The sequence below is a fragment of the Pseudomonas sp. ASL9 genome, assembly GCF_056680335.1.
Map to the genome: position 1 here is coordinate 2,955,209 of NZ_CM155277.1, position 24,662 is coordinate 2,979,870.

Genomic DNA, 24,662 nt, shown 5'->3' on the forward strand with positions numbered 1-24,662 from the left:
ACAGGTGAATTTCGTGAGCCAGCCTACGCCAGCCGTGCGTACCTTCCAAGACTTGATCCTCGCCCTTCAACAATATTGGGCCGAACAAGGTTGTGTGGTGCTTCAGCCCTACGATATGGAAGTCGGCGCCGGCACTTTCCACACCGCTACGTTTCTGCGCGCCATCGGCCCGGAAACCTGGAACGCCGCTTATGTGCAGCCCAGCCGACGCCCGACTGATGGCCGCTACGGCGAAAACCCAAACCGTTTGCAGCACTACTACCAATTCCAGGTGGTGTTGAAGCCGAACCCGGACAACTTCCAGGAGCTGTACCTCGGCTCCCTGAAGCACGTCGGCCTCGACCCGCTCGTGCATGACATTCGTTTCGTCGAAGACAACTGGGAATCGCCAACACTTGGCGCCTGGGGTCTGGGCTGGGAAGTCTGGCTCAACGGCATGGAAGTCACTCAGTTCACCTACTTCCAGCAAGCAGGCGGCATTGAGTGCTACCCGGTGACCGGTGAAATCACCTACGGCCTGGAACGCCTGGCCATGTACCTGCAAGGCGTGGATTCGGTGTACGACCTGGTCTGGACCGACGGCCCGTTCGGCAAAGTGACCTACGGCGACGTATTCCACCAGAACGAAGTCGAGCAATCGACGTACAACTTCGAACACGCCAACGTCGAAAAACTGTTTGAACTGTTTGATTTCTATGAAAGCGAAGCCAGTCGCCTGATCGAGCTCGAGCTGCCATTGCCGAGCTATGAAATGGTCCTCAAGGCCTCGCACACCTTCAACCTGCTGGATGCGCGTCGGGCGATCTCGGTCACCGCACGTCAGCAGTACATCCTGCGTGTACGAACGTTGGCCCGTTCGGTAGCGCAGAGCTATCTGCAAGCCCGAGCCAAGCTTGGCTTCCCGATGGCACCCCCCGATCTACGTGATGAAGTGTTGGCTAAGCTGGAGGCTGCACAATGAGTGCTCAAGATTTCCTGGTTGAATTGGGCACCGAAGAACTGCCACCCAAAGCCCTTGGCACCCTGGGTGACGCGTTCCTCGCGGGCATCGAAAAAGGCTTGCAAGCCGCCGGTCTCAGCTACAGCGCCAAGCAGGTCTATGCCGCGCCGCGCCGTCTGGCCGTACTGATCACGCAATTGGCGACGCAACAAGCGGATCGTAGCGTGAACCTCGACGGTCCGCCGCGTCAGGCCGCTTTCGATGCTGACGGCAATCCGACTCAAGCTGCGCTGGGTTTCGCCAAGAAGTGCGGCGTCGAGTTGAGCGAAATAGATCAGAGCGGACCAAAGTTGCGGTTCAGTCAGAACATCGTTGGCAAGCCGACGATGAGCCTGTTGCCGACCATCGTTGAGGACTCGTTGAACGACCTGCCGATCCCCAAGCGCATGCGCTGGGGTGCGCGCAAAGAAGAGTTCGTGCGTCCAACCCAATGGCTGGTGATGCTGTTCGGCGATCAAGTGGTCGACTGCACCATCCTCGCTCAGAGCGCAGGCCGTGATTCCCGTGGTCACCGCTTCCATCACCCGGAAAGCGTGCGCATCACCGCACCGGCCAACTACTTGCAAGACCTGCGCGACGCCCATGTATTGGCTGACTTCGCCGAGCGTCGTGAGCTGATCAGCAAACGTGTCGCCGAGTTGGCAACGTTGCACGAAGGCACTGCGATAGTGCCGCCGAGCCTACTCGACGAAGTGACCGCGCTGGTCGAATGGCCGGTACCGCTGGTGTGCTCGTTTGAAGAACGCTTCCTCGACGTGCCGCAAGAAGCACTGATCATCACCATGCAGGACAACCAGAAGTATTTCTGCCTGCTGGATGCCGACGGTAAGTTGCTGCCACGCTTCATTACTGTGGCCAACATCGAAAGCAAAGACCCGGCACAGATCGTTTCCGGCAACGAAAAAGTGGTTCGTCCACGGTTGACCGACGCCGAGTTCTTCTTCAAGCAGGACAAGAAGCAGAAGCTGGAAACCTTCAACCTGCGCCTGCAAAACGTAGTGTTCCAGGCCCAGTTGGGCAGTGTTTTCGATAAAGCCGAACGCGTATCGAAACTGGCGGCCTTCATCGCGCCACGCATCGGTGGTGACGCTCAGCGTGCAGCGCGTGCAGGGCTGCTGTCCAAATGCGACCTGGCGACCGAAATGGTCGGCGAATTCCCGGAAATGCAGGGTATTGCCGGTTATTACTACGCCGTGGCCGATGGCGAGCCTGAAGACGTCGCACGGGCACTGAACGAGCAATACATGCCACGTGGCGCTGGCGCCGAACTGCCAGGCACGCTGACCGGTGCTGCGGTAGCCATCGCCGACAAGCTTGATACGCTGGTCGGCATCTTCGGCATCGGTATGTTGCCCACCGGCAGTAAAGACCCGTATGCACTGCGTCGCGCTGCATTGGGCGTGCTGCGGATCCTGATCGACAAGAAGCTGGACCTCGATCTGGTGCAGACCGTGACCTTCGCTGTGACGCAATTCGGCGCGAAGATCAAACCTGCAGGCCTGGCCGAGCAAGTGCTGGAATTCATCTTCGACCGCCTGCGTGCGCGCTATGAAGACGAAGGTGTCGATGTCGCCACCTACCTGTCGGTACGGGCGCTGAAACCCGCTTCCGCGCTCGATTTCGATCAACGGGTTCAAGCAGTTCAGGCCTTCCGCAAGCTGCCGGAAGCATCGGCGCTGGCGGCAGTGAACAAGCGTGTATCGAACCTGTTGAGCAAAGCGCAGGGCGGGATCTCCGCCACTGTCGAACCCAAGTACTTCGACAACGCCAACGAGTTCTCGCTGTACTCGGCGATCCAGCAAGCGGATCAGGCGGTACAGCCAATGGCGGCAACGCGTCAGTACAATGAAGCACTGGCACGCTTGGCTGCATTGCGTGAGCCGGTCGATGCGTTCTTCGAAGCGGTGATGGTCAATGCTGAAGACGCCAGCGTGCGTGCCAACCGTTATGCACTGCTGGCTCGCTTGCGTGGCTTGTTCCTGGGCGTTGCCGACATTTCGCTGCTGGGATGATGTTGAAGGAGCGAGGCTTGAAGCTGCTGATTCTGGACCGGGACGGGGTGATCAATCATGACTCCGACGCTTACATCAAGTCGGTGGAGGAGTGGATTCCCATCCCGGGTTCGGTCGAGGCCATCGCGCGACTGAGCAAGGCTGGCTGGACGGTGGCCGTCGCCACCAACCAGTCCGGCATTGCCCGCGGGTTTTACGATGTTGCCACACTCGATGCCATGCATGCGCGCTTGCGCGCTCTGGTGGCAGAGCAGGGTGGTGAAGTAGGTCTGATTGTTTTTTGCCCACACGGCCCGGAGGAAGGCTGCGATTGCCGCAAGCCAAAACCGGGCATGCTCAAAACCATTGCCGATCATTACGCGGTAGATCTGGCGGGTATCTGGTTTGTTGGCGACAGTAAGGGTGACTTGGAGGCAGCACTGGCCGTCGACTCTCAGCCTGTGTTGGTAAAGACCGGCAAAGGTCTCAAAACGATGGGCAACCCTTTGCCTGCAGGCACTTTGATTTTTGACGATCTGGCGGCGGTTGCCACAGAACTTATCCACACTCGTAAATAGACGGGCAATGCCCGCAAACGGTAAAAGCAGCTATGTCGATCATGCAGGCAATCAGACTCTTCTCCTTTTACCTGCTGTTGGGCACCACTTCTCTTCTGTGGTGCACACTGAGTTTCTTTATCGCCCCCTTTTTGCCCTTCCGCGCCCGCTATCGTTTTATCAACGTTTACTGGTGCCGCTGTGCGTTGTGGCTGACGCGGGTGTTTCTGAATATTCATGTTGAGGTAAAGGGTCAAGAAAATGTCCCGCAACAGCCCTGTGTGATTCTGTCCAATCACCAGAGCACGTGGGAAACCTTCTTCCTCTCAGCGCACTTCGAACCTCTGAGCCAAGTGCTCAAGCGTGAACTGCTGTATGTCCCGTTTTTCGGTTGGGCCATGGCCATGCTGCGGCCGATTGCGATCAACCGTGACAACCCGAAAGCCGCACTCAAGCACGTCGCCAAACGGGGCAACGAGCTGCTCAAGGATGGCGTCTGGGTGTTGATCTTTCCGGAAGGCACTCGCGTTCCTTTTGGGCAGATCGGCAAGTTTTCCCGAGGCGGCACCGCGTTGGCCGTGAATGCGAACCTGCCGGTTCTGCCAATTGCGCATAACGCGGGCAAATACTGGCCAAAAGAAGGCTGGGCGAAAACACCGGGCACCATTGAGGTGGTCATTGGCGAACCGATGTATGCCGAGGGCACCGGCCCACGCGCCATTGCGGCGCTCAACGACCGCGTCGCGGCCTGGAATGAAGCAACGCAACGCACTATGGGTTCGATGGTTGCACCCGCATCGAGCGAAGAAAATGCGATTGTTTAGCATCTGTGGATAAGCTGTGTATCATTTTTGAAATTCAGCAAAAAAACAGCGCTAACCCATTAATTTATAGACTTATTTCTTAAGACGATTAATGAACCAAAAACGTGCATAAGTTTTTATCAGCAGCTAAAACCTACCGCTAATTGCGTGCCCAAGAACGGCCGTCACTTCTGCAATAACAACGCGACCAGCGCACTCCATCCAGTCTGATGGGATGCGCCCAATCCACGCCCGGTATCGCCATTGAAATACTCGTGGAACAGCACCAGGTCGCGACTGGCGGGATCAGCCTGCAACTGTGGGTAAGCCGCCATGCTGGGTCGGCAGCCGTTTTCGTCGAGTAAAAACAAGCGCGTCAGGCGCTGACTGAGCCCATCGGTGACTTCCTCCAGGGACGCCAGGAAACCAGAGCCTGTCGGGTATTCGACCAAAAAATTGTCATCGTAGTACCGATGAAACTCCCGCAGGGATTCGATCAGCATGTAGTTGACCGGCATCCACACCGGGCCGCGCCAGTTGGAGTTTCCGCCATACAGCCGCGAATTGGACTCTGCCGGCTGATAATCGGCGCACAGTGTATTGCCGTCTATTTGCATGCTGAATGGTTTCTGAGCATAGGCCTTGGACAAAGAACGAACGCCAAACGCAGACAAAAACTCGCTTTCGTCGAGCATGCGCGACAGCAGGTCTTTGGTCCGCTGACCACGCAGCAGAGCCAGCAACGCCCGGTTGCCCTTGCCGGGTTCGGTCCAACGCGAGACCAGTCGGGCGAGATCCGGGCGGTGCCGCAAAAAACCTAGCAGTCGCTCGCGTAACCCTGGCAAACCTTCATGCTCGTGCTGTTCCAGTACCTGCACGGCAAACAGCGGCATCAACCCCAAGATAGAGCGCAGTCGTACCGGCTCACGGCTACCATCGGGACGATGCAAAACATCATAAAAAAACGCGTCCTGGTTGTCCCAAAGACCTTCAGAACTGTCCTCGACGCAATTTATCGCTCCGGCGATATACAGAAAGTGCTCGAAGAATTTAACCGCAATATCGACGTACACTGAGTTGCGCTTGGCCAACTCCAAAGCGATGCGCATCAGATCCAGCGCATAAGCGGCTACCCACGCCGTACCATCGGCCTGATCCAGCTGATAACCCGGCTCCATCGCGGCAGATCGATCAAACAGCGCAATATTATCCAGCCCTAAAAATCCCCCCTGAAACACGTTGCGGCCTTCTGCATCCTTGCGATTGACCCACCAGGAAAAATTCAACAGCAGTTTGTGAAAGATTCGCTCGAGGAAATCGAGATCGCCTTTCCCGGTCAGCTCTTTTTCCCGCTGATAAACCCGCCACGAAGCCCAGGCATGCACAGGCGGGTTGGCGTCGTCGAAGCGCCACTCGTAGGCCGGCAGCTGCCCGTTGGGGTGCATGAAGCGATCCTTTACCAATAACAACAACTGCTGTTTAGCAAAGGCCGGGTCGATCAAGGCAAAAGCCACCGCCTGAAACGCCAGATCCCAAGAGGCGTACCACGGGTATTCCCATTTGTCCGGCATGGACACGATGTCGAAGTTGGAAAGATGTCGCCAATGGGCGTTACGAATCCGGACCCTCTCGGGCGACAGCGGCGCTTGCGTCAGGTCGCCGTCAAGCCAGCGATTGACGTCGAAATAGTAGAGCTGCTTGGACCACAACAGACTTGCCAAGGCCTGACGTTGCACATTGCACGCGTCGGCGTCTTCGAGGCCATGTTGCAGCGCCGCATAGTAGTCATCTGCTTGTGCGCGGCAGGTTGCAAACAGCGTTCTTGCATTCACCGTTTCAGCATCACGGGGAGCAAAGCGCAGGTAGACGATTTGGGTCTCTCGACCTTTCAGCTCCAGCGTGAAATGTGCTGCGGCGCGTGTCCCCGTGTCGCGGCGAATGGCATCAGCGTGTCCGTCTACCAGGTAGTCATTGATTCCATCCTTGAACGGACCATTCGCCTGCTGACCGTCGAGCTTTGGTGTGTTGGTCTCGTTATCGCAAAACAACCACTCACACGGTTGAGGCCCCCAGGCACTGGCCAGCCTGTCCGCGTGCTCGGGATGGTGTGCCAGCACCTGCTGCTCCTGTAACACGAGGGCAGGGCGTTCCGTCGTATCGCCCCAGCTCCACGTATTGCGCGCCCACAGGTGCGGCAGTACATGCAGGCGTGCAGCCTGATCTGAGCGGTTCTCCAGGGTGACTCGCATAAAGATGTCGTCAGGCGTGTGCTTGGCATATTCAATCGTGACGTCAAAATAGTTATTGTCATCGAACACGCCGGTGTCGAGGATTTCGTACTCCGCATCGTTCAGGCCCCGACGAGCATTTTCATCAACCAGATCGCTGTAGGGAAAAGCGGCGTGCGGGTACTTATAGAGCATGCGCATGTAGGCATGACTCGGAACCCCATCCACGTAGAAATACAGCTCTTTGACGTCCTCCCCGTGATTACCTTCAGCGTTGCTCAGACCAAACAAGCGCTCCTTGATAATCGGATCGCGTTCATTCCACAGCGCCAGGCCCAGACACCACCGCTGCGCTTTGTCAGAGAAGCCCGCCAGACCATCCTCACCCCAGCGATACGCACGGCTGCGAGCATGGTCATGTGGGAAATAGAGCCAGGCATCGCCATCAGCACTGTAATCCTCACGTACCGTCCCCCACTGACGGTCGCTGATGTACGGCCCCCACTCACGCCAATACTCGGCGTTATCACCCGACAAACGCTGTCCTTCGACTGTTTCAAGGAACGTGTTTGACTTAGGTTCAGGGGTCATCATTACCTCCAGGCCGATAATGGTTCTTCAAAAAAATATCGATTAACCGACACGACAAGCCAATTTATTGACATTTTTTATTTTAATTTTCGATCTTGCCGGTAATTTGACAAGCTCATGGCTTGGTGTATGGTTTCTTTGAGCGCTATAAATACTGTCAACAAAATCGCGATTTTGCAGCTGCTCATACCGGGTGCTGACTGAGGGGCCATCGCGGCCGCTGGAGCCCGATCGACATATTTCACCTTGGCTGCAGGGGGAGAAAATATGAGTACGTTAGGTGATCTGGCCTCCAGGCGAAATAATAATTTCAATCTTATACGCATGCTGGCCGCGACGGCGGTGTTGGTGTCTCACAGTTATCCACTGTCATTGGGTGAAACTGCAGTAGAACCTTTGAATAACGTGCTGGGCATTAGCCTGGGCGAATTGGCAGTGATTACATTTTTTTGCGTGTCCGGTTTCTTTATTTCGATGAGCCGTGAAAGGGCGCCCAGCAACATTGATTTTTTCTCGGCTCGCTTTCTGCGGATCTACCCTGGCCTTACCATGGCCTTGCTGCTCGCTGTCTTTGTTATCGGTACCCTTTTTACTACGCTGGGTACATCGGAGTACCTTAGCGACGGGAAAATCTATCGCTACATCGATAATAATCTCCTGCTGTTCAACATGAAATTCCAGCTACCTGGCCTGTTTCAAAACAACCCTTACCCCGGCATCAATGGCTCGTTATGGACATTGTTTTACGAGGTCATGCTGTATGTGTTGGTTGGGGCGCTGGGCGCCTTGTCTTTTTTTGGCGCGGGCAAGCGGTTCTTCTGGTTTCTGACGGTCTACATCGCGGTGTATCTAGGGTTCAAACTGCTGGGTATACACACCTCGCTGGTGACAGAGTTGCACAGGGCTCAGTTCTTTTTTAGCTGGAGTTTCCCTTTCGTCATAGGGATGGCCCTTTATCGTTACCGGCACAACATAAAACTCCGGCCTGTCTGGTTGGTGCCGTTGTTAGTACTGGCAGGGGGGACATTGCACACCGCGTATTTTTTTGAGTGTTTTGTTCTCGCCTGGACTTACCTGATTTTCTATCTCGGTTTTTCAACCCATTCATTTTTTGATCGCTATAACAAACTGGGTGACTATTCTTACGGCGTTTATATCTACGCATTCCCTGTGCAGGAAATTCTGGCTCATCAGTTCAAAGGGATAGACCCACTGGTCATGATCGCGTTAGCATTTCCAGTGGTGCTCATAGCGGCTGTCCTGTCGTGGCATCTGCTCGAAAAGCCGTGTATGTCGATGAGACACACGCTGGCAACACATATCAGTTCGTCACTGATGCTATTGAAAGCCTATTGCACTGGGCAGGCGTTTAGTAAGTAGGGGCAACTGCCTAATGGATGTGGATAGACCACTGCGGGCGAAGGCCCTTGGAGTGCTTTGGGAGCGGCTGAAGGAACACCCGCTGTCTCGAGTCGGCCCCGGACTCATTACCGGTGTGGCGGACGATGACCCTAGTGGTATCGCCACGTACTCCCAGGCAGGCGCGCAATTTGGCCTCGACATGTTATGGACGATGCCGCTGGCCTTTCCTTTGATGTCTGCCATTCAATCAATGTGCGCAAACATCGGCCGGGTCACCGGGAAAGGACTCGCCGCCAATATCAAGGATGCGTTTCCACCCATAGTACTTCCGTGCGTATTATTTCTTCTTCTCCTGGCCAATACCCTGAATATTGCTGCGGATGTCGCCGCGATGGGAGAAGTCGCAGAGCTTGTCTCTGGCGTTAATCGACATCTCATGACTGCGCTCTTTGTGTTCGGGACGATTCTGCTACAGGTGTTCATTCCTTATCATCGTTATGTGTTCATCCTGAAGTGGCTGACGGTCTCACTACTGGCCTATGCCGCCGTATTGTTTACGGTTCATGTTCCCTGGGGACAGGTCGTCTTGCATACTTTCTGGCCCAGTATCACGCTGGACTCCAGTACTGCCGCCGTGGTCGTCGGGGTTTTCGGCACGACTATCAGCCCCTACCTTTTTTTCTGGCAGGCCTCCGAAGAGGTAGAGGACATGGAGGCTAACTGGAACTGTAAACCACTCGTCCGCGATGTACATGCTGCTGGACCGGAGCTTCGACGCATTCGGTGGGATACCTGGAGCGGCATGCTCTACTCCAACATCACCGCTTACTTCATCATTCTTGCGACCGCCGTTACCCTCCATGTGGCTGACGTCACCGATATCAATACGGCGGCGCAGGCAGCCAGTGCTCTGCGGCCGCTCGCCGGTAACTTTGCGTACCTCCTCTTCGCGCTTGGCATTCTAGGTGTGGGCCTGATCGGCGTACCTGTGCTGGCGGGCTCTGGGGCCTATGCCTTTTCCGAGGCCATGGGTTGGAGGAAGGGTCTCGAACGAAAAGTGAATGATGCACGTGGGTTCTACACCATCATAACTGTCAGCGTACTTGCCGGACTTGGCATTCAGTATTCGCCAATCAGTCCGATGAAAGCTCTATTCTGGAGCGCAGTGATCAACGGACTGGTCGCCGTTCCCCTGATGGTTGTGATCATCATTCTGGTTTCGAAAAAGTCTGTAATGGGCGCTTTTACAGCAAGTCGACCGATGATCATCCTGGGCTGGATCGCGACGGCGGTGATGGGCGCGGCAGCCGTGGTGATGTTCATCCCTGCTTAAATTACTGCGCCTAGTCCTGAAATACGATTGCACCTGTTTCAGAACCAGACGCCCTCTGCGCAAGATACGATCAGCGAATGACTAGCCACCCTTTCCAGCGATTCTTGCTGCAGGTTGAGGCGTTCGCTGGCTTCCCCTGCGGCGCTTAGCATTTCGCTGCTGACATGGCTGGCGTCCTGGCAGGCCCGCATTACAGGCGGAAGCGCAGCACCAAGGCTTGCTGGTTGTTGGCCACTTGCTGCAGGTGCTCGCCGCTCCTGCGGGTATGCGCCGCAGTCTGCCGGTTGTCGCGGGTCATGTCGTGCAGGCGGTGCATGTGCTGATTTACTTCCTCCGTGGTTCCGGCCTGTTCGTCCGCGGCGACGGCGATCTGCATCGCGAGGGCGTGCACGCCTTGCAGGGAATTGTCCAACTGGCCGAGCGAGGTCAGCACCACCTGGGTTTCACGCTCCAGCGTATGTGCTTGTTCGGTTGAGGCCTGCATCGCCTGCAGGGCTTCGGTGGAGGAGCCTTGCAAGGTGTTGGTGATGGCGACGATCTCTTCGGTGGCACTGCTGGTGCGCTGAGCAAGGTTGCGCACCTCGTCGGCGACCACAGCAAAACCACGGCCTTGTTCGCCAGCGCGTGCGGCTTCGATCGCGGCGTTGAGTGCCAGTAGGTTGGTTTGTTCGGCAATGCCGCGGATCACCGCGAGCACGGTGCCGATTTGCAGAGCATCGTTGGCCAACGTGTCGACCACGCTGCCAGCACGACCGATATCATTCAGCAAGCGTCCCTGCTGGCCAATCATCTGTTGCAGGGTGTATTGCATCTCACCAAAGGCAACGCGTGCGGCGGTGCTGCTTTGCGCACTGTCGGCGGCGTTGCGGGCGATCTCTTGCACGGTGCTGGACATTTGTTCGACGGCGCTGACCACCATTTCCAGCGATTCTTGCTGCAGGTCGAGGCGTTCGCTGGTTTCCCCAGCAGCGCTTAGAATTTCGCTGCTGGCATGGCCGACGTCCTGGCTGGATTGGCGCAGACGCTCAATTACATCTCGCCAGGCCAAGGCCATTTCATGCAAGGCCAGCATCAAGCCAGCCTGTTGTCGTTGTTCTGTCGGCAGGTTCAACTCGCCTGCGGCCAGGCGACTGGCCAGTGCGGTCATGTTGCTCGGTTCGCCGCCCAGTGGGCGCATCACACTGCGGCTGACCAGCAATGTGGCGAGCGCCACGGCGGCGACGGTCAGCAGGCCGAGCAGCAAGACTTGCCACATCAGCTGATGCACCGGAGCAAATGCCTGGGCCTGATCCATTTCAGCAATCAGGGCCCAGTGGTTGTCATCGAAGGCGATGGGGACAAATACTTTCAGCGCGCTATTACCGTCCAGTCCCGGTTCTGCGATGCGCCCCTGTTGGCCCGCGAGGGCATTACTGACCGCGCGGCCAGTGAGGCCGCTTTGCGCATCGAGGCTACGATTGACCTGGCGTTCGGGGAAGCGGGCCGAGTCCGAGCGCAGGTTGCCATCGCTGCCGACCAGGTAAGTTTCGCCTTTTTCACCCATGCCCTGGCGGGTTTGCATCACGCTATTGAGTGGGGCGATGGGCAACTCCAGGACCAGGGTCATTTGCAGCGCGCCGTCCGACATGACCGGGGCGGCCAGATACTGGGTCGGCTCCTTGCTCTGTGGGTTGTATTGCTGGTCGCTGATCAACAGTTTGCCGCTCTCGCGGCTTTGCTTGACTAGACGCGCCAGCGGAGTGTCGCGCAGTCCCTCTTCACTGAGCGTGTGCTGGTCGTCACTGCCGCGCTGCAGACTGAGCATAATGGTGCCGTCGGGCATGATCAGTTTCAGTTCGCGGTAACCAAAGGTGCTGATGAAGTTTTGAAACACCGGGCGGTCGTAATGAGTGGTACTGATCAGCGCGGTGTCGTTCAGGCCCTGGTAGCTGTTGCTCAAGTTGCTGGCCAGGGTGCTTATCTGGTTACGCCGCTCCTGCCAGTTATCCAGCAATTGCTGCTGTTTGATATACGCAACAGCCTCGAGGCCATTCAGAGTCTGTTCGCGCAGGGCGGTACTGGCTTGTTGATAGACCGTAAAGGCCATGCCCAAAACCGGGATCAAGCCGATCATCAGGTAGCTTAGGGCCAACTTCAGGCGTAACGGCATGCTCAACGACTCCGTGGGTAGAAGGGTTACAGGCTGGGCTGTTTGTTAATTATTCTGCAAGAACTGTGCAAATTATCGAACACTGGCAGTGAGTTTGTAGCGCCGGGCAAAGGCATCTGGTTCGCCGTGCGAAGCCAAGACATGGTGCTCATCAACATGAACGGCACCCCAATGAACCAATAGCGTGAAAAAAAAGGCCAACGCGAGAGCGTTGGCCTTGAAAATCAGTAGGTCAGGGCGACCCGCTTGCAAGGGTGGCAAATGGGGTAGTGTGCTAACACTCAAAGCAATGAAGTCGACATTCATTCCGGCAGGACACAAGCACCGCCTCAAGAGCCGCCGGTGTTATTGACTTGGTCATTGAAGTGCAGTCCAGTGCTATGTGGGCGAAGGCGACATTACTCACTTCATCCATCAAGGTCGTGTCTGACGCTCAGGCGTCGTGGCGGTTTTCATGCGGATGGCAAAAAACGGCCTGCCGGGCAATCAATATAAAAGTATTCAAAGAGTGGATGGGCTAAACATGAACTCCCGATCAGCCATTATTACGGGTATCACCGGCCAAGATGGTGCTTACCTTGCCCAACTGCTTCTGGAAAAAGGCTATAGCGTTTATGGTGCTTTCCGTCGTACCAGTTCAGTCAACTTCTGGCGTATTGAAGAGCTCGGCATCAAGAACCATCCTAACCTTCACCTGGTCGAACATGACCTTACTGACTTGAGTGCCAGCATCCGTCTGATGGAAAAGGCTCAGCCGTCGGAGGTCTACAACCTCGCCGCGCAGAGTTTTGTAGGTGTGTCGTTCGATCAGCCAATTACTACTGCCAAGATCACTGGCCTTGGTGCAGTTAACCTGCTCGAGGCGATTCGCATCGTCAATCCGAAGATCCGCTACTACCAGGCGTCCACGTCGGAGATGTTTGGCAAGGCGCAGGCCGTTCCCCAGATCGAAAGCACGCCTTTCTATCCGCGTAGCCCCTACGGCGTGGCCAAGCTCTATGCACACTGGATGACCATCAACTACCGGGAGTCCTACGGCATCTTTGGCAGTAGCGGGATCCTTTTCAACCACGAGTCACCACTGCGCGGTAAAGAGTTCGTAACGCGCAAGATCACCGACGCGGTCGCCTGCATCACGCTGGGCAAGCAGGACAGATTGGAACTCGGCAACATGGACGCTAGGCGAGACTGGGGTTTTGCCAAGGAGTATGTGGAAGGCATGTGGCTGATGCTTCAGGCGGAGCGCCCAGATACCTACGTGCTGGCAACACACCGTACCGAGACGGTTCGAGACTTTGTCCGCATGGCGTTCAAGGCCGTTGGCACTGAGCTGGAGTGGCGCGGTGACGCAGAGAACGAGCAGGCGCTGGACGCTAGCAGTGGCCGCGTGTTGGTGGTGGTTAACCCCAGATTCTATCGTCCAACAGAAGTGAATCTTCTGATCGGTAACCCCGAAAAAGCCAGGCGTGAATTAGGCTGGGAGTCCAAAACCCGCTTGGAGGCGCTGTGCCAAATGATGGTCGAAGCTGATTTGCGTCGCAATCAAAGCGGGTTCTCTTTCTGATGAGCAACCTGCATTGATCTGCAGAGTTATCCAGACTTGGATTGCCCTCGCTCGACGAACAGGTATCCAGCGGCTTGGAGATTGGCCTTACGTATGGCAAAAGCCTACGCCGCCATCAGCGACGCACATAATTTAAAAAGTGGCCGACATTTTGCGTACAAAAAAAAAGGCCAACGCGAGAGCGCTGGCCTTGAAAATCAGCAGGTCAGAGCGACCCGCTTGATTCATCTATTCTGTGAACCGACAACCTCTTAGAAATCGAGGTTTGACACCGCCAAGGCATTTCTTTCGATGAAATCACGGCGAGGTTCTACCGCGTCACCCATCAAGGTGTTGAAGATCTGGTCAGCGCCAATAGCGTCTTCAATCGTGACCTTGAGCATCCGGCGCACGCTTGGGTCCATGGTGGTTTCCCACAGCTGATCCGGGTTCATTTCACCCAGACCTTTGTAGCGCTGGATGGTATGGCGCTTGGTGCTTTCCGCCATCAACCAGGCAAGGGCGTCCTTGAACTCGGTAACCGGCTTCTTGCGTTCGCCGCGTTGCACGTAAGCGCCTTCTTCGAGCAGGGTGCTTATTTGTTCGCCTAGGGCAGTCACGGTTTTGTAGTCGTTACTGCCGAAGAAGTCGCGGTTGAATGTCACGTAGTTGGACAAGCCGTGGGAGATCAACTCGACCTCTGGCAGCCAGACGTTACGTTCGCGATCTTCACGCAGGCTGGCTTTATAGACCAGGCCTGACTTCTCACCGACGCGCAAGCGCGCGTCAAACAGCGCCAACCACGCCTGCATGCCGGCATGGTCGGAAAGCTGCTCAAGCGAAATCGGTGGCAGGTAAACGAAATGCTCAGTCAGTTCCTGAGGATACAAACGCGACAAGCGCTTGAGGGTCTTCATGACCATGCGGAAATCGTTAACCAGACGCTCCAGCGCCTCACCCGAGATGCCCGGAGCCGATTCATTGAGGTGCAGACTGGCATCTTCCAGAGCCGACTGGGTCATGTACTCTTCCATGGCCTCGTCGTCTTTGATGTATTGCTCTTGCTTGCCTTTCTTCACTTTGTACAACGGCGGCTGAGCGATGTAGATATAGCCACGCTCGATCAGTTCAGGCAGTTGACGGAAGAAGAAGGTCAGCAGCAACGTACGGATATGCGAACCGTCGACGTCAGCATCGGTCATGATGATGATGTTGTGATAGCGCAGCTTGGCGATGTTGTACTCATCACGGCCAATACCGCAACCCAGTGCAGTGATCAAGGTGCCTACTTCTTGCGAAGAGATCATCTTGTCAAAACGCGCTTTCTCTACGTTCAGGATCTTGCCTTTAAGCGGCAGGATTGCCTGCGTCTTACGGTTGCGTCCCTGCTTGGCGGAGCCGCCAGCAGAGTCACCTTCCACAAGATACAGTTCGGAAAGGGCAGGGTCTTTCTCCTGACAGTCAGCGAGCTTGCCTGGCAGACCGGCGATATCCAACGCACCTTTACGGCGAGTCATCTCACGGGCTTTACGAGCCGCTTCACGGGCGCGCGCAGCATCAATCATTTTGCCGACTACTGCTCTCGCTTCGGCCGGGTTTTCCAACAGGAAGTCGGAAAAGTGTTTACCCATTTCCTGTTCGACCGCGGTTTTCACTTCGGACGAAACCAGCTTGTCTTTGGTTTGCGAACTGAACTTTGGATCTGGCACTTTGACCGAAATGATTGCGGTCAAACCTTCGCGCGCATCGTCACCCGTGGTGGCGACTTTATGCTTCTTGGCCAGACCTTCCTGTTCGATGTAGGTGTTCAGGTTCCGCGTCAGAGCCGAGCGGAAACCCACCAGGTGAGTACCGCCGTCACGCTGAGGAATGTTGTTGGTAAAGCACAACAGGTTCTCGTTGAAGCTGTCGTTCCACTGCAAAGCGATCTCGACAGCAATGCCATCGTCGCGCTGGATGTTGAAGTGGAAGACCTGGTTCACCGGTGTCTTGTTGGTGTTCAGGTATTCAACGAACGCGCGCAAACCGCCTTCGTATTTGAACAGCTCTTCCTTGCCGCTGCGCTCGTCTTTAAGGACGATACCCACACCGGAGTTGAGGAATGAGAGTTCGCGAATACGCTTGGCCAGGATGTCCCAGCTGAAGTGAATATTCTTGAAGGTCAGGTCGGACGGCTTGAAGTGAATCTCGGTACCCGTGGAATCACTTTCGCCAACGATACGCATGGATTCCTGTGGAACACCATGGATATAGGTCTGTTCCCAAACCTTGCCGCTACGACGCACGGTCAGCAGCAACAATTCGGAAAGGGCGTTAACCACTGAGACGCCTACACCGTGCAGCCCACCGGATACTTTGTAGGAGTTGTCATCGAACTTACCGCCAGCATGCAGCACGGTCATGATGACCTCAGCTGCCGAAATGCCTTCTTCTTTGTGCACGTCTACCGGAATACCGCGACCGTTGTCGCGGACGGTGATCGATTCATCGGGATGGATAACAATGCTGATTTCGTCGCAATGGCCGGCCAAAGCTTCGTCGATCGAGTTATCGACCACCTCGAACACCATGTGGTGTAGACCGCTGCCATCGTCGGTGTCACCGATATACATACCGGGACGCTTGCGTACGGCATCTAGCCCTTTCAGCACTTTAATGCTGGAGGAGTCGTACGTTTGATTTTCGCTCATGCCTTCACTCCCGGTGGTCGTGGGTCTGGGTGATACGGCCTTGTTCCACGTGGAACAAAGCAACTGGCGTTTCCGTCTGCCAGCCTTCCCTCAATAATTCATGGTCTACACAGGTGATAAACACTTGGCAGCGTAAGTCTTCTAACAAGCGGCAAAGCGCTCGACGGTGATGCTCGTCCAGTTCAGACGGCAAATCATCCACCAAATAAATACATTGGCCGCGTCGAGCCTGGCTGACCAAATGTCCTTGAGCAATGCGCAGAGCGCAGACCACTAACTTCTGCTGGCCACGAGATAAAATCTCTGCGGCATTATGAGCGCCTAATCTAAGGCGCAAATCAGCACGTTGTGGTCCAGCCTGCGTATGACCCATTTGCTGATCGCGGTGCAAGGAAGAAGCGAGTACTGCACTCAGCTCTTTATCCTTGTCCCAACCGCGGTAATAGCTCAGGGTCAAACCTTCAAGCGCAACCAACTCGCCTAAGGTCTGTTCAAAAACCGGTTTAAGAGCCTTGATGTAAGCTCGACGATATTCATCGATTTCAGCGCTGGCCAGGCATAACTCCCTGTCCCAAGCTGCTTGCGAAGCGACGTCAAGTGTACCATGCCGCAGCCATGAGTTCCGCTGCCGCAAGGCCTTCTGCAAGCGTTGCCACGTCGACATAAAGCGAGGTTCCACGTGGAACACTCCCCAATCGAGAAACTGACGGCGGATCTTGGGAGCGCCTTCAAGCAGGCGAAAGCTGTCGGGGTTAATCAGTTGCAAAGGCAAAGCTTCAGCCAACTGCGCTGCGCTTCGAGCATTTTGCCCGTCTATGCGGATCTGAAATTCCCCTTGGCGATCCCGTGATACGCCCAAACTGCTGTGCCCACCTCCGGCCAATTCAACCTGACCAAAAACTGTACACGCGGGTTGTTCATACTGAATGACAGGCAGCAACCGCACACTACGAAATGAGCGCGCAAGGCCAAGCAGATAAATGGCTTCCAGGACGCTGGTTTTGCCACTGCCATTCGCGCCGTGAAGAATATTTATGCGAGGGGAGGGAGACAGGGTCACCGGGTGCAAATTGCGCACCCCGGTAACAGAGACGCGGCTAAGGGACATCTAGGTTCTGCTGGACATTGACAGTTACAGGCGCATCGGCATAACGACGTAAGCGGAATCATCATTATCAGATTCCTGCACCAGCGCGCTGCTGTTGGAGTCCGACAGAATCAGGCGCACCTGCTCAGTGGTCATCACGCCCAACACGTCGAGCAGATAGCTCACGTTAAAGCCAATTTCCAGCGGACCGCCGTTGTAATCAACGCCGACTTCTTCTTCTGCCTCTTCCTGCTCAGGGTTGTTCGCCTGAATTTTCAATTGACCATTGGCCAACTGCAAACGGATACCGCGATATTTTTCGTTGGAAAGAATTGCTGTGCGACTGAAAGCTTCACGCAGTGCCTGACGATCACCCAATACCAACTTGTCACCGCCTTTGGGCAGAACACGTTCGTAATCAGGGAATTTGCCATCAACCAGCTTGGAGGTGAAGGTGAATTCGCCTGTGGTCGCACGGATGTGATGCTGCCCCAGCACGATACTCACAATGCCGTCTTGTTCAGTCAGCAGACGCGCCAGTTCAAGGATGCCCTTGCGCGGCACGATCACTTGATGACGATCGGCTTGCTCGATGTCGGCAGTCATGGAACACATTGCCAGACGGTGACCGTCGGTGGCGACAGCACGCAGCACCCCCGCATGCACTTCAAGCAGCATGCCGTTGAGGTAGTAACGAACGTCCTGCTGTGCCATGGCAAAGCTCGTGCGCTCAATCAAGCGGCGCAACTTGCTCTGCACCAGATCGAACGTCAGCGAGCCAGGGCCTTCTTCCACCGTAGGGAAATCATTGGCCGGCAACGTGGACAAGGTAAAACGGCTACGTCCCGCCTTTACCACCAGCTTCTGCTCATCAACCTTGATATCGATCAACGCGTCATTGGGCAGGCTTTTGCAGATATCCATCAGCTTGCGCGCAGGAACGGTAATTTCCCCCGGTTCAGCAGGCTCTTCCAACTGAACACGGCCGACCAGTTCGACTTCCAGGTCGGTACCCGTCAGCGATAGCTGTTGGCCTTCGACGACCAGGAGCACGTTGGATAGCACTGGCAAGGTCTGGCGGCGTTCAACGACGCCGGCGACCAGTTGCAGCGGTTTCAACAAAGCTTCGCGTTGAATGGTGAAATGCATGGTCTAGTCCCTTGCCTTAATAAGCTGCGCTGGTGTCATCAGGTCGTGAGTGTCCGCAGCAGGTTCTTATAGTCCTCGCGAATATCCGCGTCGGATTCCTTAAGCTCGTTGATTTTTCGGCACGCATGCAAAACGGTCGTATGGTCGCGCCCGCCAAACACATCGCCAATCTCAGGCAAGCTGTGGTTGGTCAGTTCTTTGGACAACGCCATCGCAACTTGTCGCGGACGTGCCACTGAACGTGAGCGGCGTTTGGACAACAGATCAGAAATCTTGATCTTGTAGTACTCAGCCACAGTGCGCTGAATGTTATCCACACTGACCAGCTTGTCCTGCAACGCCAACAAATCTTTCAGCGATTCACGAATCAATTCAATCGTGATATCACGCCCCATGAAGTGCGAGTGAGCAATCACTCGCTTCAGGGCGCCTTCGAGTTCACGTACGTTAGAGCGAATACGTTGCGCTATGAAGAAGGCTGCGTCATGAGGCAAATCAACTTTCGCCTGATCCGCCTTTTTCATCAAGATCGCCACCCGGGTTTCAAGCTCCGGCGGCTCAACGGCCACCGTTAATCCCCAGCCAAAACGGGATTTCAATCGCTCTTCCAAACCTTCAATTTCTTTCGGGTAACGGTCGCTGGTCAAGATGACCTGCTGACCACCTTCAAGCAGGGCGTTGAACGTGTGGAAGAACTCTTCCTGGGAACGCTCTTTGCGCGCGAAAAATTGAATGTCATCGATCAGCAAAGCATCAACTGACCTGTAGAAGCGTTTGAACTCGTTGATGGCATTGAGCTGCAACGCTTTGACCATGTCGGCCACGAAACGCTCCGAATGCAGGTACACGACCTTGGCATTCGGATTCTTCTTTAATAGATGGTTACCCACAGCGTGCATCAAGTGGGTTTTACCCAGACCAACCCCACCATAAAGAAACAGCGGGTTGTAACCGTGCTTAGGGTTATCAGCAACCTGCCAGGCCGCTGCGCGAGCCAGCTGGTTGGATTTACCCTCGACAAAATTCTCGAACGTAAACGTCCGGTTCAAATAACTGGTGTGCTTGAGTGCGCCTTCAACCTGAACAGTACGCTGCTCTGAACGCGCAGGCGCTTGCTGAGAGCTCGCACCCGCCATTGGATCAAAGCTGGCACGCGAAGGCTCATTACTGACCGCAATCGTTTGGCCAGAAGCGTGTGAAGACACCATTTGCTGAATAGGCAACGCAGCAACCTGATTGATAGTCACTGCGTGGGACGCAGCAGCAGCCAACGGTGCGTTCGGTGCCGCTCGCGGAGCGGAGCTACGTTTGCTGCCTATCAATAGGGAAAGCGCAGGCGCGAGCCCTTGCCCGTGCTCGCCTAGAAGCTCAAGTAAACGACCCAGGTATTTTTCATTGACCCAATCGAGAACAAAACGGTTCGGTGCGTAGACGCGCAACTCGTCGCCTTCGGCTTCGACCTGTAGCGGACGGATCCAAGTGTTGAATTGCTGGGCAGGCAGCTCATCGCGCAAAAGCTCCACGCACTGCTGCCAAAGTTCCACTGACACGGATATCCCCTAAGTTGAAAGCCGGTGAGGCAAAAACAGCAGCCATTGTAACGATCAGCGCCCGACTTATCCACATGTAGGTTGCTCTGGGATCACGAAGAATCAAGGCTTTATCCAGAAATTATGCGACCAATGGCATGTGGATAAGCTCTGTGGATAAGCGTCCTTCAGCCCATTGCATAAGTCGGGTCTGAACTCTGTGGATAACCGGCCTGTGGATAAGGTGCCATTCCATCCACAGCTTATCCGACAGCGCAGCACAGCTAGGCCACCGTTTCTTAACCAAGTTGTCATCCTCTGTACACGTTGACTTTAAAGGCCTCAAGTCACTTATCCACACAAAATGGCTCCCTTAGCTTTTATAAGCATTACAAAAGAGCTTTAAATACTTTCCTTCTTTAATTCTATATCTGATCACAGCGCTCACAGGGTTCCTTCCTGGTCAAAAAGGCTAGATTGGAAAAAGGACGTCCAAAAGGGAATTGATAAGTAAATGAAGGAAACGCTGGTTGGAAATTGACCTAGAGGCTTGCTTTCTCTAGAATCCCCGGTCTCTTAAAACGGGGGCCATTCCGGCCCGTTGTGGACGAACCAGGTAACACGCCATGAAACGTACTTTCCAACCCAGCACCATCAAGCGCGCCCGCACCCACGGTTTCCGTGCTCGCATGGCTACCAAAAACGGCCGTGCAGTCCTGTCGCGTCGTCGCGCCAAGGGCCGTAAGCGTTTGGCAGTTTGATAACTCGGCACAGGTGGTGAGTCGAGACTTCAGTCGGGAAAAGCGTCTGCTGACACCCCGACACTTCAAGGCAGTCTTTGACTCCCCTACCGGCAAGGTTCCGGGGAAAAATCTCTTGCTCCTTGCGCGTAACAACGACCTGGATCATCCCCGTTTGGGGTTAGTGATCGGTAAAAAGAGCGTCAAGCTCTCCGTTGAGCGCAATCGCTTGAAACGCCTAATGCGCGAATCATTTCGCCAGCACCAGGATGATTTGGTTGGCTGGGATATCGTAATTGTCGCGCGCAAAGGTTTGGGTGAGATAGAAAACCCCGAATTGATTCAGCATTTCGGCAAACTCTGGAAACGCTTGGCACGCAGCCGGCCGGTTCCAGACGTTAAAACCGAAACTGTAGGGGTAGACAGTACAGATGCGTAAGCTGGCGCTCGTTCCGATCCAGTTCTATCGCTATGCCATTAGCCCGCTGATGGCCAGTCACTGTCGTTTCTACCCCAGTTGCTCCTGCTACGCGTATGAAGCCATCGAAAATCATGGCCTTCTACGCGGTGGCTGGCTGGCCTTTCGTCGTTTAGGTCGCTGTCATCCGTGGAATGCCGGTGGTTTTGACCCGGTTCCACCTGTCCCTACCTCCCGTTCCTCTTCGATGGCCGAGTAATCATGGATATTAAACGCACGATCCTGATCGTCGCCCTGGCAATCGTGACTTATGTCGGGGTCCTGAAATGGAACCAGGACTATGGTCAGACTGCCCTGCCGACTCAGAATGTGGCTGCCAGCAACACCGCACCGGCTATACCGGATACGGCAACTGGTTCGAATACTTCTGCAAGTGCCGATGTTCCGAGCGCCAACGCAGTCACCACTGCTCCGACTGAAACACCGGTCGTCGTCAGCAAAGATCTCATCCAGGTAAAAACGGATGTGCTCAATCTGGAGATCGATCCTATTGGTGGTGATGTCGCGCAGCTGCGGTTGCCCCTTTATCCACGTCGTCAGGATCATCCAGAGATTCCGTTCCAGCTGTTTGATAACGGCGGCGAGCGCACTTATCTGGCCCAAAGTGGGCTGACAGGTGTCAATGGCCCGGATGCTCGTGCATCAGGTCGGCCTGTTTACACCAGTGCACAAAAGACTTATCAACTGGCTGATGGTCAGAATGAATTGGTCGTTGACCTGAAGTTCACTGACAGTGGCGTCAACTACATCAAGCGCTTTACCTTCAAGCGCGGTCTGTATGATCTGGGCGTTACTTACCTGATCGACAACCAGAGTGGTCAGCCATGGGCTGGTAATCTGTTCGCACAACTCAAACGTGATTCGAGTGGCGATCCGTCTTCGACCACTGCGACTGGCACGGCAACTTATTTGGGCGCGGCGCTGGGTACACCTGCCGAACCCTACAAAAAAGTGTCGATGAAAGACATCGACAAGGCTGCGCTTAAAGAAACCGTCCAAGGTGGCTGGGTCGCCTGGTTGCAGCACTACTTCGTGACGGCCTGGATTCCGAACAAGAACGACAACAACGTCGTGCAAACGCGGAAAGACAGCCAAGGCAACTACATCATCGGCTTCACTGGCCCGGTTTTGACTGTTGCGCCAGGCGCAACCGCGCAAACCAGCGCTACGTTGTACGCAGGTCCGAAAAGCCAAGCGGTGCTCAAAGAGTTATCCCCAGGTCTGGAACTGACTGTCGATTACGGCATTCTCTGGTTCATTGCCCAACCCATTTTCTGGCTGCTGCAACATATCCACAGCCTTATCGGGAACTGGGGCTTTTCAATTATCTTCCTGACCATGCTGATCAAAGGGATTTTCTTCCCTCTGTCGGCAGCCAGCTACAAATCCATGGCCCGCATGCGTGCCGTCGCACCGAAACTGGCTGCGTTGAAAGAACAGCATGGTGATGACCGGCAGAAAATGTCGCAGTCGATGATGGAGCTGTACAAGAAAGAGAAGATCAACCCGTTGGGTGGTTGCTTACCGATTCTTGTGCAAATGCCAGTCTTCCTGTCGCTGTACTGGGTTCTCCTGGAAAGCGTAGAGATGCGTCAGGCTCCATTTATCCTGTGGATCACTGACCTTTCTATCAAGGATCCGTTCTTCATCCTGCCGATCGTCATGGGCGCGACCATGTTTATCCAGCAGCGGTTGAACCCGACTCCGCCGGACCCGATGCAAGCGAAGGTCATGAAGTTGATGCCGATCATCTTCACCTTCTTCTTCCTCTGGTTCCCTGCTGGTCTGGTGCTGTACTGGGTGGTCAACAACTGCCTGTCCATCTCGCAGCAGTGGTACATCACTCGTAAAATCGAAGCGGCTACCAAGAGCGCAGCTGCTTGATCTAACCTGTGAGTAAGCAATGCAAAGCGCCCCCTCGTGGGGCGTTTTGCTATCCGCCATTTGTCTAGAGAGCCTGGTCATGAACGTCCCTCGTGAAACTATCGCCGCGATTGCAACCGCCCAAGGCCGAGGCGGTGTGGGCATCGTGCGCATATCCGGCCCGCTGGCCAGTAGCGCAGCGCAGGCAATCATCGGCCGCGAGCCGACACCGCGTTATGCACATTACGGCCCCTTCAGCGATGAGACGGGGCAGGTCATCGATGAAGGCATCGCGTTGTATTTCCCGGGACCGAACTCATTTACCGGTGAAGACGTGCTTGAACTTCAGGGGCACGGCGGCCCAATCGTGCTGGATATGTTGCTGCAGCGCTGTCTGCAATTGGGCAGCCGGCTGGCTCGACCCGGTGAATTCAGCGAGCGTGCGTTTCTCAATGACAAGCTCGACCTGGCGCAGGCTGAAGCGATCGCTGATTTGATTGAAGCCAGTTCCGCTCAAGCAGCACGCAATGCCCTGCGTTCTCTGCAAGGTGCTTTTTCCCTGCGTGTGGATAACTTGACGGAAAAGCTGATCAACCTGCGGATCTATGTGGAAGCCGCTATCGACTTCCCCGAAGAGGAAATCGACTTTCTTGCCGATGGCCATGTGTTAAACATGCTCGATGCGGTGCGCGAAGAGTTATCCACAGTCCTGCGCGAAGCAGGGCAAGGCGCGTTGCTGCGCGACGGCATGACTGTCGTCATTGCCGGCCGACCAAACGCGGGTAAATCGAGTTTGTTGAATGCCCTCGCTGGCAGGGAAGCAGCCATCGTTACCGAGATTGCGGGGACTACCCGGGATATCTTGCGGGAACATATCCACATCGACGGCATGCCGTTGCATGTGGTTGATACCGCCGGGCTGCGTGATACCGACGATAAGGTCGAGAAAATCGGTGTAGAACGTGCGCTCAAAGCGATTGGCGAGGCGGATAGAGTCTTGCTGGTGGTGGATGCAACGGCACCTGAAGCAAATGATCCATTTGCCTTGTGGCCTGAGTTTCTTGAACAACGGCCTGATCCGGCCAAGGTCACACTGATTCGTAACAAGGCTGATTTGAGTGGAGATCCCATCGCCCTGGAGCGCAGCGCCGATGGCCACGTGACGATCAGTCTGAGTGCAATGGCTGGGGGAGCAGGTCTGGAGCTGCTACGTGATCATTTGAAAGCGTGCATGGGTTATGAACAGACCTCTGAAAGCAGCTTCAGCGCTCGCAGGCGTCATCTGGAAGCATTGCGTCATGCCAGCACATCGCTTGAGCACGGTCGCGCTCAATTGACCCTTGCCGGTGCCGGTGAGCTCCTCGCAGAAGATTTGCGTCAGGCACAGCAATCTCTGGGCGAGATTACCGGCGTTTTCAGCTCAGATGACTTGCTGGGACGCATTTTTTCCAGCTTCTGTATAGGTAAATAGCACCCCCCTTCTCTGTAGAAGTGCGCTGTGTACTGACACAGCGCATCAAGCGGATCGCAGACAAGCCCGTTCCAACAACCCACCTCGCAGCGTATTCA

The 24,662-nt window shown here is 55.2% G+C and carries 18 protein-coding genes; 12 read left to right on the forward strand and 6 right to left on the reverse strand.

Features of this window, described 5'->3' with window-relative positions; all coding sequences use genetic code 11:
• The first annotated feature begins 13 nt into the window (after positions 1–13).
• From glyQ to AC1ME2_RS13570, 4 genes are read left to right on the forward strand one after another with little or no spacing between them, the layout of a single operon-like run.
• A complete protein-coding gene (glyQ, locus tag AC1ME2_RS13555) occupies positions 14–961 on the forward strand; it encodes a glycine--tRNA ligase subunit alpha (RefSeq protein WP_480441838.1) in 948 nt (315 codons plus the stop codon).
• Positions 958–3,012 (forward strand): glycine--tRNA ligase subunit beta, encoded by a 2,055-nt coding sequence (glyS, locus tag AC1ME2_RS13560; RefSeq protein WP_480441839.1) that lies wholly within the window; start codon positions 958–960, stop codon positions 3,010–3,012. The genes glyQ and glyS overlap by 4 nt, the downstream gene beginning before the upstream one ends.
• A gap of 17 nt (positions 3,013–3,029) precedes the next feature.
• Positions 3,030–3,569, forward strand: a complete 540-nt coding sequence (gmhB, locus tag AC1ME2_RS13565; protein ID WP_480441840.1) for a D-glycero-beta-D-manno-heptose 1,7-bisphosphate 7-phosphatase — start codon at positions 3,030–3,032, stop codon at positions 3,567–3,569.
• A 32-nt stretch (positions 3,570–3,601) separates the two neighbouring features.
• Positions 3,602–4,372, forward strand: coding sequence for a lysophospholipid acyltransferase family protein (locus AC1ME2_RS13570; RefSeq protein ID WP_480441843.1), 771 nt, complete (start codon positions 3,602–3,604; stop codon positions 4,370–4,372).
• 164 nt (positions 4,373–4,536) lie between these two features.
• Here AC1ME2_RS13570 and AC1ME2_RS13575 read toward each other — a convergent pair whose 3' ends face one another.
• Entirely contained in the window at positions 4,537–7,170 is a 2,634-nt protein-coding gene (locus tag AC1ME2_RS13575; RefSeq protein WP_480441844.1) for an MGH1-like glycoside hydrolase domain-containing protein, read from the reverse strand.
• A gap of 267 nt (positions 7,171–7,437) precedes the next feature.
• On the opposite strand from AC1ME2_RS13575, the gene AC1ME2_RS13580 reads away from it, so the two are divergent.
• Together AC1ME2_RS13580 and AC1ME2_RS13585 are read left to right on the forward strand one after the other, a co-directional pair.
• A complete protein-coding gene (locus tag AC1ME2_RS13580) occupies positions 7,438–8,550 on the forward strand; it encodes an acyltransferase family protein (RefSeq protein WP_480441846.1) in 1,113 nt (370 codons plus the stop codon).
• 13 nt (positions 8,551–8,563) lie between these two features.
• Positions 8,564–9,865, forward strand: a complete 1,302-nt coding sequence (locus AC1ME2_RS13585) for an NRAMP family divalent metal transporter (RefSeq protein WP_480441848.1) — start codon at positions 8,564–8,566, stop codon at positions 9,863–9,865.
• Positions 9,866–10,055: 190 nt separating this feature from the next.
• On the opposite strand, the gene AC1ME2_RS13590 is transcribed toward AC1ME2_RS13585, so the two are convergent.
• Positions 10,056–12,014 carry a methyl-accepting chemotaxis protein gene (locus tag AC1ME2_RS13590; protein ID WP_480441849.1) on the reverse strand — a complete coding sequence of 653 codons (1,959 nt, stop codon included), beginning with the start codon at positions 12,012–12,014 and terminating at the stop codon, positions 10,056–10,058.
• A gap of 523 nt (positions 12,015–12,537) precedes the next feature.
• On the opposite strand from AC1ME2_RS13590, the gene gmd reads away from it, so the two are divergent.
• Positions 12,538–13,578 (forward strand): GDP-mannose 4,6-dehydratase, encoded by a 1,041-nt coding sequence (gene gmd, locus AC1ME2_RS13595; protein WP_480442133.1) that lies wholly within the window; start codon positions 12,538–12,540, stop codon positions 13,576–13,578.
• A gap of 251 nt (positions 13,579–13,829) precedes the next feature.
• Here the strand turns inward: gmd and gyrB are convergent, their stop codons facing one another.
• Genes gyrB through dnaA form a run of 4 tightly spaced genes read right to left on the reverse strand, consistent with a single transcriptional unit; the run spans position 13,830 to position 20,033 of the window.
• Positions 13,830–16,247, reverse strand: coding sequence for a DNA topoisomerase (ATP-hydrolyzing) subunit B (gene gyrB / locus AC1ME2_RS13600; RefSeq protein WP_480441851.1), 2,418 nt, complete (start codon positions 16,245–16,247; stop codon positions 13,830–13,832).
• Between the two features lie 4 nt (positions 16,248–16,251).
• Positions 16,252–17,355 carry a DNA replication/repair protein RecF gene (recF, locus tag AC1ME2_RS13605; RefSeq protein WP_480441852.1) on the reverse strand — a complete coding sequence of 368 codons (1,104 nt, stop codon included), beginning with the start codon at positions 17,353–17,355 and terminating at the stop codon, positions 16,252–16,254.
• A 24-nt stretch (positions 17,356–17,379) separates the two neighbouring features.
• Positions 17,380–18,483: a DNA polymerase III subunit beta gene (gene dnaN / locus AC1ME2_RS13610; protein WP_480441853.1), complete on the reverse strand. Its 1,104-nt coding sequence runs from the start codon at positions 18,481–18,483 to the stop codon at positions 17,380–17,382.
• 38 nt (positions 18,484–18,521) lie between these two features.
• Positions 18,522–20,033: a chromosomal replication initiator protein DnaA gene (dnaA, locus tag AC1ME2_RS13615; protein WP_480441855.1), complete on the reverse strand. Its 1,512-nt coding sequence runs from the start codon at positions 20,031–20,033 to the stop codon at positions 18,522–18,524.
• Between the two features lie 605 nt (positions 20,034–20,638).
• Here dnaA and rpmH point away from each other — a divergent pair.
• The 5 genes from rpmH (at position 20,639) to mnmE (ending at position 24,564) form a co-directional block, all read left to right on the forward strand.
• Complete coding sequence (gene rpmH, locus AC1ME2_RS13620) at positions 20,639–20,773, forward strand: 50S ribosomal protein L34 (protein WP_002551315.1); 135 nt, start codon at positions 20,639–20,641, stop codon at positions 20,771–20,773.
• 16 nt (positions 20,774–20,789) lie between these two features.
• Entirely contained in the window at positions 20,790–21,191 is a 402-nt protein-coding gene (rnpA, locus tag AC1ME2_RS13625) for a ribonuclease P protein component (RefSeq protein ID WP_480441856.1), read from the forward strand.
• Entirely contained in the window at positions 21,184–21,429 is a 246-nt protein-coding gene (yidD, locus tag AC1ME2_RS13630; RefSeq protein ID WP_219063382.1) for a membrane protein insertion efficiency factor YidD, read from the forward strand. The genes rnpA and yidD overlap by 8 nt, the downstream gene beginning before the upstream one ends.
• A gap of 2 nt (positions 21,430–21,431) precedes the next feature.
• Positions 21,432–23,114, forward strand: a complete 1,683-nt coding sequence (gene yidC / locus AC1ME2_RS13635; RefSeq protein ID WP_480441858.1) for a membrane protein insertase YidC — start codon at positions 21,432–21,434, stop codon at positions 23,112–23,114.
• A 79-nt stretch (positions 23,115–23,193) separates the two neighbouring features.
• Entirely contained in the window at positions 23,194–24,564 is a 1,371-nt protein-coding gene (gene mnmE, locus AC1ME2_RS13640; RefSeq protein WP_480441860.1) for a tRNA uridine-5-carboxymethylaminomethyl(34) synthesis GTPase MnmE, read from the forward strand.
• The last annotated feature ends 98 nt before the right edge of the window (positions 24,565–24,662 follow it).